This window comes from Porphyromonas sp. COT-052 OH4946, assembly GCF_000765965.1.
In the GTDB taxonomy this organism is placed as follows: Bacteria; Bacteroidota; Bacteroidia; order Bacteroidales; family Porphyromonadaceae; genus Porphyromonas; species Porphyromonas gulae.
This window is the reverse complement of record NZ_JQZY01000014.1, coordinates 268409-281153: the sequence shown is the minus strand read 5'-3', so window position 1 is coordinate 281153 and position 12745 is coordinate 268409. Positions and strand designations below refer to the sequence as shown.

Below are 12745 nucleotides of genomic sequence, written 5' to 3'. Positions count from 1 at the left end.
CGGTATGAAGAAGAGACTTCTCGGTTTACTTTCCGTCCTGCTTCCGCTGGCGGTGTTTCTCCTCGGTGGATGTGCAAGCAGGCAGCAGCATTCCCTTCGCATTATCCACACTACGGATCTTCACGGGAATGTGTTCCCCACTGATTTCAAAGCTTTAAGGCCGACTTCGGGTGGAATGTCGCGCTTGGCTTCCTTTCTGAAAGCTGCCCGATCGGACGGATCGGAGCTGCTGCTCTTCGATGGTGGCGATGTATTGCAGGGCGATCCTACGGCCTACTATTATAATTACATGGACACGACGGGTACTCATCTCTTCTCCCGTGCGATGAACTTCCTGCGCTATGATGCCGCCATACCGGGCAATCACGACATCGAGACCGGCCATGACGTCTATGATAAATGGGTAGCCGGCTGTGACTTCCCTTTCTTAGCAGCGAATGCTATCAACACAGAGACTAACAAGCCGTATTGGGCTCCTTATACGGTTTTCGATCGTGACAGACTGAGGGTGGCTCTGTTGGGCTTTATCACTCCGGCTATTCCTGAGTGGCTGCCACAAAGCCTGTGGACGGGGATGCGATTCGACGATATAATCGAATCGGCCAAGTACTGGGTGCCGTTTGTGATCCAAGAGGAAAAACCGGACTTTGTCGTCTGCGTACTGCATTCCGGTAGGGAGAACGACAATGCGAACTACCTCGAAGACGCCGGTATGACCCTCGCCCGCGAAGTGGCAGGCATAGATGTATTGTTGCTGGGACATGATCATCAGGAGTACAGCCGGAGGGTCAAAGGAGCCGGAGCCGACTCCGTTCTCGTACTGAATCCGGCTAATCATTTGGACAAAGTGTCCGATGTGTGGCTCAGTCTCACCCGCAAAGGGGACAAGGTATTGCACAAAAGAGTGGAAGGTGGCTTGACGAACATATCGCGGCTTACTCCCGATTCGGCCTTTATGGCGCATTTCTCCTTCGATGAAGCTGCCGTTCGCCGGTTTGTGAACGAGCCTATGTGTGTTTCCTCCACCGAAATAAGCTCTGCTGACGCTCTGTTCGGCCCATCTCCTTTCATGGATCTGATTCATCATGTGATGCTGAGCGAGTCCGGCGCGGATATATCATTTGCAGCTCCTCTCTCCACCAATACGGATTTGCCGGCGGATTCGATCTATATGTACCACATGTTCGCCATCTATCCGTACGAGAATTTTCTTTGCACGATGCAAATGACGGGCCGCGAAATACGTGACTATTTGGAGTTTTCCTATTCCCGATGGGTGGCGGATCCGACTCGGCAGAATGGTCATCTCATCCTGCTGAAAAAGGATGTCGTTGCTTCCGACCGCTTCAAAACGATGTATCCTTCCTTCAACTTCAGTGCGGCGGGAGGACTGCGCTATACCGTAGATGTGACCAAACCGATAGGGGAGAGAGTGCTCATCACGGGAGTGAGGGACAAGATGTCCGGCGATGGGGTATACAAGCCCTTTGCACTTGATAGTGTATACACGGTGGCTCTCAATTCATATCGAGCCAACGGTGGGGGCGGACTGATGACGGAAGGGGCAGGTATTGCGCCTGAAGAGTTGCGCACTCGTCTCCAAAACTCTACAGCCGTGGATATCCGCCAAGCACTGATTCGCTATGTGCGCCGCACCGGTAGGGTAGAGGTGCCTCCTGTTTGCGATTGGCAATTTGTGCCGGCAGGATCGGTCAAGGAAGCGATCGCACGCGATCGGGAGTTTCTCTTCGGTAAGAGAAAGAAAACTACTTGATGACGCTGTGGATGGCTGTGGCCCTGCTTGTGCTGATCGCAGGCATGGCTTTTATGACGTTATGGAAGCCGAAAGATCCATGGCAGGCTGACAACTTGCCGTCTGAAGGCTCTTCGGATCAATTTCGCCGCGAGGGAATTATCGATGCCGATGCCTCACATTTGTTGGTGCCTGTGCCTGCTGCTGCGGATAGCCGTCTTTGTTTTCTCGTTATCGATACGGAGACGACCGGATTGCCTGCGGACGAAACGCAGTTCATGGCCGGAGCGGATGCGCCGGCACCTGTATCGGTCGGCTGGCAGTTGCTGGACTTTCGTTTCAGATGTATAGAGGAGGTCGTTTGCCGGCTGTCCACTGACGAACCGGTTTCACCCGAGGCTGCAGCTCTGCACGGCATCGCGGATGCTTCGCTACACGGCGATGATCCGCATGAGGTGTACGCACGTTTGCTTGGGGCTGTATCGAAAGCAAAAGTACTGTCTGCCCACAATCTGGCCTTTCACCGTTCCGTTCTGGTCTATGATATGAGACGGAGGGGATTAGATCCGTCTCCCTTGTTCTCCCTTGATGATTATTGTACGATGGAGGCGGGAGTCGATTTTACCCACTTGTACGGGAGCTGTGGAACGTGGAAGCTGCCACGCCTGACCGAGCTGTTCGGTGCCCTCTATTTCGGATTGCCGGGAGTTAGGACGACCTATCGCGAGAAGGTGCGGAACGATATACGTCTCGTAGGAGCATGTCTGCGTCGGATGAATCCGACCACGCCCTCGTTGGAGTAAGATCCCCGATTGGTGCGTGCGCAATTTGAGCAAAGCTAAAAAAAGAAGGAGGGAGAGTTTACTCCCTCCTTTCGTTTTCGGATGAATCCAGTATGGGGCGGATCAGATCCGGTACATCGATGTTCAGTGCTTTCACCTTTTCCAATTGCCTTCGACCTTCTTCTGTCAGATTGAAATAAATCTTTCGCTTGTCGTCATGTCCCAGCCTGCGCATGACCCACCCCCTGTCTTCTGCTGCCGCAAGCAGCTTGGAATTTTGGGCCGGCAATACGCCTATTTGTGCAGCTATTTCGGACGCTGATAGCGAATCGTCGGCTATCACGCACAGGAGCATGGCCTGATTGAGATCGCATCCGGTGGAATCCAAAAGATTGGATTCCAATTCTCGGATGGCGACCATCAGCTTCTTCATCGTACAGATACACTCTACATTTTCCATCGGCTGGAAGGCCGTAGCCTCGATTGATTGTTACTGCACAAATTTAGATGAATAGATTGACGTTGGCTTCTTCCGCTCTATTCATGTAAGTGGCAACTCCGCCGATGCTTACCTCGTCGAGCAATTCCTCCCGACTGATCCCCATTACATCCATGGACATCTGACAGGCGATAAACTCTACGCCGTTTTCCAACGCCTGCTTGCGCATGCTCTCCAGTGAATCCACATGCTTTTCTTTCATGACCATGCGCATCATCTTCGCTCCTAAGCCGAACATGTTCATTTTGGACAGTCCCAGCCCTTTGCTGTTCTTCGGAAGCATCATGCCGAACATCTTGCCCCAAATGTCTTTCTTCGCTTTTACGGCGTGAGGCTTTTTGATGGCATTCAGACCCCAGAATGTAAAGAATATGGTCACCGGCTGTCCCGTCGCTGCTGCTCCATTGGCCAGTACGAATGTGGCCAAAGCCTTGTCCAGATCGTCACTGAAGAGAATGAATGTCTTGCCTTTGGATGGAGTCTCGCTCACACAAGTGCCCTCCTCCTTGCAAGCAGTCTTTTCGATGGTCACTTTGTATTTGCCCTTTATGGTCTCCTGTCGGATCAGATTGTGCCCGGTCGTGTCGCACCAAGCCTGAGCATCACGAGCAAATCCGGGGTCGGTAGCCAGGATGCAGAGCAGCTCTCCTACAGCTATTTGATCCATGGATTGTTTGAGCTTGAGGATCGGCCCCGGACAGGACATGCCGCAGGCATCCACCTCCAGTACCTGTGTATGAGAAGAAGGACTATCCTTCGCTGGAAGTTGTGCGGTCGCAGGTTTGGCAGCAGAACTGTAGTCTGCCGTTATAGTAGAATACAGACGGTAGCCGCCGATCAGGTTCCGTACATTTGAGAAGCCACACTGTCTCAGGATGTTCGAGGCGAAGTACCCTCTCATCCCCACGGTGCAATATACGTATATCGGCTTGTCGTGAGGGATTTCCCCTACGCGTGCCCTTATTTCCTCCACCGGCATACTGATTGCTCCGGGGATATGCTCTACCTCGTAGGCCTGTCTGGGGCGAGCATCTATGAGGGTTACTCGATTGGGATTGACCTCTTTCATTTCGCGCCAATGCAGAGGCTTCATACGACCTGTAATGATATTGTCGGCCACATATCCTGCCAAGGCTACGGGATCTTTGGCCGACGAGAATGGAGGAGCATAGGCTTGCTCCGTTTGCATCAGATCGGTGATTCCGCCTTTGCGCTTGATGATTTGAGCGATGGAGTCTATTCGCTTGTCCACGCCTTCTATGCCTACACACTGAGCACCGTAGAGCATACCGGTCTCGGGGTGGAAGGTGATTTTAAGCGTAAGCGGGTAGGCATCGGGATAATAGCCGGCATGGCTGTTGGGCTGTACCGTCACTGTCTCATAGGGAAGGCCTTCGCGCTTGAGAGCCTTTGCCGACAGCCCTGTAGCTGCAACCGTGAGGTCGAAAATCTTGGCGATAGCTGTTCCTATAGCTCCCTCATAGCTCCGGATGGTTTGGCCATGCATATTATCGGCTACGATACGCCCTTGTCGATTGGCCGGCCCTGCCAGGAAATTGGTCCACGGTTTTCCGGTAAGAGGGTGTGGGTATTCGATGGCGTCTCCGATGGCATAGATATCCGGATCGGATGTCTGGAGGTATTCATTCACCTGGATGCCACGTGCCGGTCCGATAGCCAACTGTGCATCGGCTGCCAGCTTCGTATTCGGACGTACTCCGATAGACAGAAGGATGAGTTCGGCCTCGATTTTTTCGCCCGAGTCAAGCGAAGCAGACAGTACTTCTCCCTGTCTTTCGATGCTTTTCACCGCTTTTCCCAGATAGAGACCGATACCTTTTTCTTGCAGGTGGGCATGAACGATCGTTGCCATCGAGAAATCCACCGGTGCCATTACCTGTGGAGCCATCTCAACGACATTGACGGCAATGCCCAGCGCATGTAGGTTTTCGGCCATTTCCAAGCCGATAAATCCACCTCCTACTACGATGGCACGCTTGACCTTGTGGGTGTCCAAATAACTTTTAATGGCATCCGTATCCTCCACATTGCGCAGTGTGAAGACTCCCGGGCTGTCTACCCCCGGCAGTGGAGGGACAAAAGGCAAGGCTCCGGGGGAAAGCAGCAATTTGTCATAGTGCTCGCTATATTCTCTGCCATTGGCTTCGCGCACTCTTATCTGCTTGTTGGATCGGTCGATGGACAGTACTTCACTCTGTACCCGAATATCCAGATTCAGTAGTTGGCCGAATTTTTCGGGTGTCTGCACGAAAAGATTTTCTCTCTCTTTGATTACCCCACCTATATAATACGGCAGGCCGCAGTTGGCATACGATATATTCTGTCCTTTCTCGAACAGGATGATTTCTGCTTTTTCGTCTATTCTCCTTAGTCTGGCTGCTGCTGTAGCTCCTCCGGCTACCCCGCCTACGATTACGTATCTCATACTGATTACTCTTTTTTTGTTCGTTTTCTGTCGCAAACATACAAATAATTTCTATTGGAAAATATATTCTGATGAAAATATATAGGCGAAAACTCGAAAACGTATAATAGAGAAGAGAGTGCGAGCTGGATAGAGACGGCCAAGTGGCAATTCCAAGGTGGTATGATTTGTGCCTAAGTAAGGCTCGATCGCCGTATAGTTTCCCATGCGGGGAGGGGGTATAATGCTTTATTATTGCTCGGTGTATCAGATTCTACAAGCTGTGCTGTTTGAGAAATACGCGCCTAAAATGCTTCGACTGTGGCGCGTGTTTTCTGAAAATGCGGAGCGAGAATTTTTTCGTTCTCGTGCGTAAATTTTTTGCTTCTCGAACCAAAACAAAAAAAATCTCGCGCCACCTTTTCAGGCGTCGCAAACGAGAAAATTCCCGCACGTAAACCAACCTGTTAGCCCCTCTCCTTAAACTTTTAAAGGCCGATTGAAGCCCCTTTTCTGGCTATTCCTTCTGTAATCTAAATGCTCTCTAATTCGACGTATACATTTAAGACGGATGTTGATTTTTGGATTTCTAAGTAGTAAAAAGCAGGAAGCAAAAACTCCTAATAGACGTTTAACAGAAGAGAAGAGCAATGGCCGAGAAATTGGAGATAAGATGTCTGGAAATAGGAATTTCAGCATACTCTTTCTGTAATGCCCTGTGTTGCGCTTGCATTTGGATAGTACCGGTGGCTAGTTTAAGATGACCTTTGATCTCATCGTGTTCTGAGAGATTTTTCGGGAACGAACCTATGGGTGCTAAGAACCGCGGTATCCGATCCAGCGATTATTTTCTCTCTATGATTTAATAATCAATGGGATGAAATCGGAGTCCCCCGGAAAAAACATTACTGCTGTGTGGCTCAAAACACTATCTGTTTCATTGGTCAATACTGTTATGTCACTATGCTATTGTGCTTTTCTTGTTTGTTTTCTCTACGTATAAACACGTAGTGACGAACAAATTATTGTCATAATTAATTTTTAGTATGGAAAATTTGTTTTACTTTGCTATAGGTAAAAGGAGGTGCAGAATTATGCGACTTCTCTTTTTTTGTGTTCTTTACCTTTTTATTCTCTGAATGCAGGCTCTTGTCGAGAATTTGTGGGTAAAGCACTATAGATAAAGTTTGATGGAATATTGTTTTAGACATTATGAGGCCGATACTAGTGCGGTTTCTTATGTCGCTCCCGAGGGGGCGATATATTTTAGTTCTGTAAATTCTGTAAAGGAGGTCGATCTTCTTTGATAGGATACCCTTGCAGTGTGGCTCAGCCTACCGCTTCAGAGCGGATAGATTGTAGATCTTAGATGTGTGAAATATGTAAAGTCGATATCGGATTAATGTTCAGAACTTTTTCTGTCTGGATTCTTTTGTTGTTTAGTGTTCTTAATAATAATCATTCTTTAAACAATTAGCTTATGAAGTTAAACAAGATGTTTTTGGTTGGGGTAATGCTCTCGTTGGGCTTTGCTTCATGTAGCAAGGAAGGTAATGGTCCATCACCTGATAACTCTTCTGTTGCAGATACTCACATGTCTGTTTCTATGTCATTGCCTCAGCACAATCGTGCCGGCGACAATGACTACAATCATGTAGGTGAGTACGGAGGTATAGACAAGATCAATGATTTGACAGTCTATGTTGTGGGTGATGGCAAGATTGATGTNGCCGGCGACAATGACTACAATCATGTAGGTGAGTACGGAGGTATAGACAAGATCAATGATTTGACAGTCTATGTTGTGGGTGATGGCAAGATTGATGTCAGAAAGCTTTCTGCAGCAGATCTGCAAGTAAATCAGGGAGCCAATACGACGATTGTGACAGCACCTTTCCAGGTAAAAAGTGGTGAAAAGACTGTCTATGCTGTTGTTAATATCACTCCTAAGGTGGAAGAGGCTCTTAATGCCGCGACCAATGCTGCTGACCTCAAGGTGGCATATGAGGCGGCCTATGCAGCATTTTCTGATACCGGCAGTGAGATTGCTACGCTGGTTCTCGGTCCGAATCAGGAAAAAAAGGATCAGATGATTATGTCTGGTAAGCCTGTAGTGCAGACTATTTTGCCTAATGTGAGTGCTGCCAATGCTCCTGCGCAGAACAAGGTTTCTATAGTCGTTAAGCGTGCTGCGATACGTGCGTCAATGACCATTACTCAGCAGCCCGTAGATGGTGCTTATGAAATCAAGGCCCTTCGTCCGGGTAATGTNTATAGTCGTTAAGCGTGCTGCGATACGTGCGTCAATGACCATTACTCAGCAGCCCGTAGATGGTGCTTATGAAATCAAGGCCCTTCGTCCGGGTAATGTAGAGGTTGTCATCGCTACGGTTTCCGAACTGAAGTGGTCGGTAGCTCAGTACGAAAAGAAGTACTACCTGCAGCAGAAAGATGACGCACTCTCTCCCGCAGCTTCTTTTGTGCCTGCAAGTACCGATGAGTATAATGGGGCTAATGGTGCCATGAAGCACTATGACTATTCTCAGTTGGCCAATAGAATTGATGTTTACCAGCTGAATGCTCCATATTCTGTGACAGATGTCCCCACTGTGCCTTATAAGTATGTCTCAGAGACCACTCATGCCGACAATGATTACAGAAAAGGTAATACGACTTATATCCTCGTAAAGGGTAAGCTGAAGCCTGNTGTGCCTTATAAGTATGTCTCAGAGACCACTCATGCCGACAATGATTACAGAAAAGGTAATACGACTTATATCCTCGTAAAGGGTAAGCTGAAGCCTGTCGCTGCCATGTGGGCTGAAGGAGAGCAAGCTGCATATCAAGAGGGTAATGACCTCTTCTTGGGTCTTGTAACCGGTAAGTTCTATGCAAGTGAAGCCAATGCAAATGCTGCTAACCCCGCTTCTGGCGGTGTGGGTAATCCTCGAGTAGTGACTTACAAAGGAGCAGCAGTTTATTACTATGCCTGGTTGAACCCGAACACGTTGGATCCTACGACCTGGACTATGTCTCCTGCTCGTCGTAACAATATCTACAACGTGAATATCTCTAAGTTCCGCAACATCGGTCTTTCCGGTAATCCATTTGTTCCTACGGATCCTGATCCGAACAACCCGGATACTCCTGATAATCCTGATACTCCGGACCCCGAAGACCCTGACACTCCGAATCCAGAAGAGCCCCTGCCGGTTCAGAAGACATACATGGTTGTGGACGTGACAGTGACACCTTGGACGTTGCATAACTATGATATCGAGTTCTAAGAGGTAGAAGCGATTTGTTTTATCAGGAAGGGGAGGGATTTCTCCTGAAGATTGTCTCTTTCGGGAGTATCTCTCTCCCTCTTCTTTTATTTGTTCTAATAACTATTACAATAGTAAGCATATGGATATTCGCAAACTGTTTTTTGCTTTGCCGGTCGTTCTCGCCGTGTTGGGAAGTTTGGCTTCATGTGATAAGATGATTTATGACAATTATGATGATTGTCCCAGAGGAGTTTATGTCAACTTCTATTCCCAAACGGAATGTGCTGAAAGTCCTTCTTATCCGGAGGAGATAGGTCGCTTGAATGTCTATGCTTTCGATCGGAATGATATTCTTCGCAGCGCTAATTTGTTTGAAAAAGTCCGTCTGTCCGAAACGAACGAATGGCTTGTACCCTTAAAAGAAAACGGCTTGTACACGATTTTGGCCTGGGGGAATATCGGTGATCATTATAATTTAGGCGATATTAAGGTTGGCGAAACAACCAAGCAGGAGATCTTGATGCGCTTGAAACAGGAGGGGAAATGGGCTACCAATATAGATGGGACGACCCTGTGGTATGCGACGAGTCCTGTTGTTGAACTGAAAGACATGGAAGAAGCCGGTGATCAGTACGTGCGTACGAGAGCCAATTTCCGTGAGTATACTAATCGTGTGACGGTGACGATTGACAGTCTTCCTGAACCGGAAGACTATGTAATTCATTTGGCTTCGAGCAATGGTTCCTATCGCTTCGATGGGCGAGTTGCCAAATCAGACTCCACCTACTATCCTGGTGAAACCAAAGTCGTAGGTGATAGTACATGCCGCGCTTTCTTCACAACCTTGAAGTTGGAGAGTGGGCATGAAAACACCCTTTCTGTAATTCATAAGCCGACGGGACGAGAAATGTTCCGCACCGACCTTGTGGGTGTTATCCTTTCGAGCCAGTATGCCCAGAATATTAACTTACGCTGTTTGAACGACTTTGATGTAAGATTAGTGGCACACCATTGTAATTGTCCTGATGCTACTTATGTCATTGTTGAGGTATGGGTTAATGATTGGCTGGTGCATAGCTATGACATAGAACTTTAAAGAGACAACCAAGGGCTGAGAGCTTTTCCTCTGGATCCACATCTCTTCCCCAAGACAACGATTATAAAGGAGGTCTGATCTTTGGTGTCCGAATCTGCTAATTTCAGATTCCGCTACTCAGTTCGAATAAAAAGACAAGAAGGTTCTGAAACAGAGGGGAGAATCTTTCTCTCTTACAACTATAATATCTGGAATATGATGCTAATTAAAATGAGATATATTGCGTTTGCCGCCTTTGTATCCGTTCTTTTCGGATGCAATAAGGGGGTTGAGCCGCAGCCAGATACACAGCCGGATGTCTATTTGGCTGTTACTGCTAGAGCCGCGCATACGAATGGCGAAGAATCCATTAATATGGATATGGAGGATTTTGAAGACCGTGTGCACAGTCTCTCCATGTTAGTGTTTGATTCGGGAACCGGAAATAAGATAGCCGAGCATTTTACCACGACGATCGAAAGTGGAGTGGCTTCTTACGCCTTTACGACAAAATTGACACCCGGACAACGTGATTTCTTCTTTATAGCCAATATGCCGGGTTCTCAAGCAGCAATGAGTGCTATTGCCAACAAGACCGATATGCACAACTTTATGAATCAAGTTCGCGAATTGGCTGCTACTCATTATTTGGAAGCAACCGATAATAGCGGTTTTCCGATGGCGCGCGAGTACAGGAATCAGACTGTTGCTATAGGAGGTACCCCCTCTAATCCAATGCCATTCAAACCGAATGGAGAAGAAAATGTTAAATTGATCCGTGTTGTTGGTAAGTTGGAGATTAATCTAACAGTAGGTATAGACAACCTTGAGAAGGTAGAGCTTTTCAATGCCAACAGGCATTTCTCTCTGTCGTCTATCCAAACCCCACCTACTCAATACTTTGGTCCGATAGAAATGAGGCGGGTACAAAATGCGAATACATTTTTAGCCTATATGCCTGAGGCAATTGTTGAACCAACGAATTGGTGGGGAAATACCGGAGATATTGAAAACAAGCCTATCAATTTTTTCCGTATTACGACTAAGGGTGGAATAATGTATGATGTGCCTATTATAACACATGACAATGCTATCCCGGGCGGTCAGTATCTGCCTTTTGCCAAGGCTGAGCTGTCACAGAAGCCGGACTACACGATCTATCGGAACCATCACTATAAGTATCAGGTGAAGAATTTGCCGGATAAGATCGAGGTGAAATATTCTATTTCGGACTGGAATGTAGTGACCAACGACACATACATGGGATACGGATATAATGTGGAGGTGGATGATGAAGGCAATATTACTATTACCAATACGATTCCGAATTGTGATCCCCATATTGTTAGACTGAAGGCTCAGAATGGAGCATATTTCGGAACAGATGCTACCCATACTATGGTTGAGTTTTCCCAATTAGCAGACGGAGCCACTCAGACCTTCAAAGTAAATAAGGATGCCGTACCTGTTGGCTCTGCCTATTTGGAGGTTTATTACAACCAAGTTCCGGGGACAGCAGGAGCCGGTCCCGATAAAGTTTTCATCAAGAAATAGATAGACTTATGAAAAAATATTTGCTTTATGCCTTGTTCCTAACGAACTTCATGTTCGTTTCCTGTTCAAAGAACAACTCGGATGAGCCAGCAGAAGACAAGCGCATTGAAATATCTTTACGAGTGGATGATTTCACTAAATCCGGTGAGGCCTTTCGCACAATCGAGAGAAATCAGGGAAGCGATGCCGAGCGCATCATCAAGAATCTCTATCTTTTTCTTTTCGACAATAATGGAACCAATCCAGTCAGGTACTATATCGATGGAAGCACGTTTGCCGGAGGTACGTGGAATCCGGTGGAAATGAAAGTGAAGTTGGATATGACACAGAATCAAGCCGGTTTGCGCCGGGTGTATGTTGTGGCCAACGTGGATAATACGATTAAAACAGCACTTGATGTCATAACCACAGAAAATGGGTTGCAGAATGTAAAGAAGACAATTTCACAGCCATGGTCTTTGAATATGGCCTCTCCTTTCTTGATGTCNGCACTTGATGTCATAACCACAGAAAATGGGTTGCAGAATGTAAAGAAGACAATTTCACAGCCATGGTCTTTGAATATGGCCTCTCCTTTCTTGATGTCTGGAAATAAAACCCATGATTTTACGACCGATTATCTGTTGGATAATGTTCAGCTTGTGCGTGCTGTTGCCAAGATAGAGCTCAATATTACTTTAAGCGAGAAATTTCAGACACTGCCTGCTGCCAACGGAGGTAATTTAGCTGACTACAGGTATAGATATGTGAATTTCGACAAGGATACCTATGTGGTAAAACCCCTGCCCACGAAGCCAGATAATCCGGTTAGCTCCAATGATGGCGCATGGCCGCAGATCGCCGGGTGGATGCCTTGGGGTACATCTTTGAATGTGAGCCCGGCTCCCGATGCCGGCAGNGATAATCCGGTTAGCTCCAATGATGGCGCATGGCCGCAGATCGCCGGGTGGATGCCTTGGGGTACATCTTTGAATGTGAGCCCGGCTCCCGATGCCGGCAGTGGATATACGATGGATTCGGCGGGTAAGATTACGAGTTTGCGGATTATTACTTACTTGAATGAGCGAGATACGAAAGGGGCAGCTGTAGAGGTCGCATTGCCTCGTGTGGATGATGGAGAGCTTCCTCCTCCCGAATTCGGGCCTGAACTTTATCGTTTGCCTTTGCCCGAGAAGGTCTTGAGAAACCATTGGTATAAGTATGANGTGGATGATGGAGAGCTTCCTCCTCCCGAATTCGGGCCTGAACTTTATCGTTTGCCTTTGCCCGAGAAGGTCTTGAGAAACCATTGGTATAAGTATGATATAACTATCTGATAGATGTTTCTATTCAGACGTTGTTATTATTAATTCAGAATCTGGTCGGTTGTGGAGGTCATCAAAAGACTC

General features: G+C 47.5%; 10 protein-coding genes. 7 read left to right on the top strand and 3 right to left on the bottom strand.

The features are described from left to right. The first annotated feature begins 4 nt into the window (after window positions 1–4). Window positions 5–1774, top strand: a complete 1770-nt coding sequence (locus HQ50_RS06205) for a bifunctional UDP-sugar hydrolase/5'-nucleotidase (RefSeq protein ID WP_039429114.1) — start codon at window positions 5–7, stop codon at window positions 1772–1774. After that, the gene (locus HQ50_RS06200; RefSeq protein ID WP_039429111.1) at window positions 1774–2556 is read left to right on the top strand and encodes a 3'-5' exonuclease; all 783 of its coding nucleotides are present in this window, start codon (window positions 1774–1776) and stop codon (window positions 2554–2556) included. Before HQ50_RS06205 ends, HQ50_RS06200 begins: the two co-directional genes overlap by 1 nt. 58 nt (window positions 2557–2614) lie before the next feature. Here HQ50_RS06200 and HQ50_RS06195 read toward each other — a convergent pair whose 3' ends face one another. From HQ50_RS06195 to HQ50_RS10745, 3 genes are all read right to left on the bottom strand, one after another. Then, window positions 2615–2995 carry a winged helix DNA-binding protein gene (locus HQ50_RS06195; protein ID WP_196246896.1) on the bottom strand — a complete coding sequence of 127 codons (381 nt, stop codon included), beginning with the start codon at window positions 2993–2995 and terminating at the stop codon, window positions 2615–2617. 43 nt (window positions 2996–3038) lie between these two features. Beyond that, window positions 3039–5480, bottom strand: coding sequence for an FAD-dependent oxidoreductase (locus HQ50_RS06190; protein WP_039429108.1), 2442 nt, complete (start codon window positions 5478–5480; stop codon window positions 3039–3041). A gap of 253 nt (window positions 5481–5733) precedes the next feature. After that, a complete protein-coding gene (locus tag HQ50_RS10745; protein WP_152566887.1) occupies window positions 5734–5856 on the bottom strand; it encodes a DUF1661 domain-containing protein in 123 nt (40 codons plus the stop codon). On the opposite strand from HQ50_RS10745, the gene HQ50_RS12585 reads away from it, so the two are divergent. The 5 genes from HQ50_RS12585 to HQ50_RS06165 all read left to right on the top strand — a co-directional run bounded on the left by HQ50_RS12585 (window position 5801) and on the right by HQ50_RS06165 (window position 12673). Beyond that, window positions 5801–5917 (top strand): DUF1661 domain-containing protein, encoded by a 117-nt coding sequence (locus HQ50_RS12585; RefSeq protein WP_152566886.1) that lies wholly within the window; start codon window positions 5801–5803, stop codon window positions 5915–5917. The genes HQ50_RS10745 and HQ50_RS12585 overlap by 56 nt on opposite strands. Before the next feature lie 1848 nt (window positions 5918–7765). Then, complete coding sequence (locus tag HQ50_RS06180; protein WP_161780804.1) at window positions 7766–8746, top strand: Mfa1 family fimbria major subunit; 981 nt, start codon at window positions 7766–7768, stop codon at window positions 8744–8746. 121 nt (window positions 8747–8867) lie between these two features. Then, a complete protein-coding gene (gene mfa2, locus HQ50_RS06175) occupies window positions 8868–9824 on the top strand; it encodes a fimbrial anchor subunit Mfa2 (protein ID WP_039429100.1) in 957 nt (318 codons plus the stop codon). 195 nt (window positions 9825–10019) lie between these two features. Then, window positions 10020–11357: a FimB/Mfa2 family fimbrial subunit gene (locus HQ50_RS06170; RefSeq protein WP_039429098.1), complete on the top strand. Its 1338-nt coding sequence runs from the start codon at window positions 10020–10022 to the stop codon at window positions 11355–11357. 8 nt (window positions 11358–11365) lie between these two features. After that, on the top strand, window positions 11366–12673 hold the full coding sequence (locus HQ50_RS06165) for a fimbrial protein (RefSeq protein WP_081960055.1): 1308 nt from the start codon (window positions 11366–11368) through the stop codon (window positions 12671–12673). Window positions 12674–12745 lie beyond the last annotated feature (72 nt).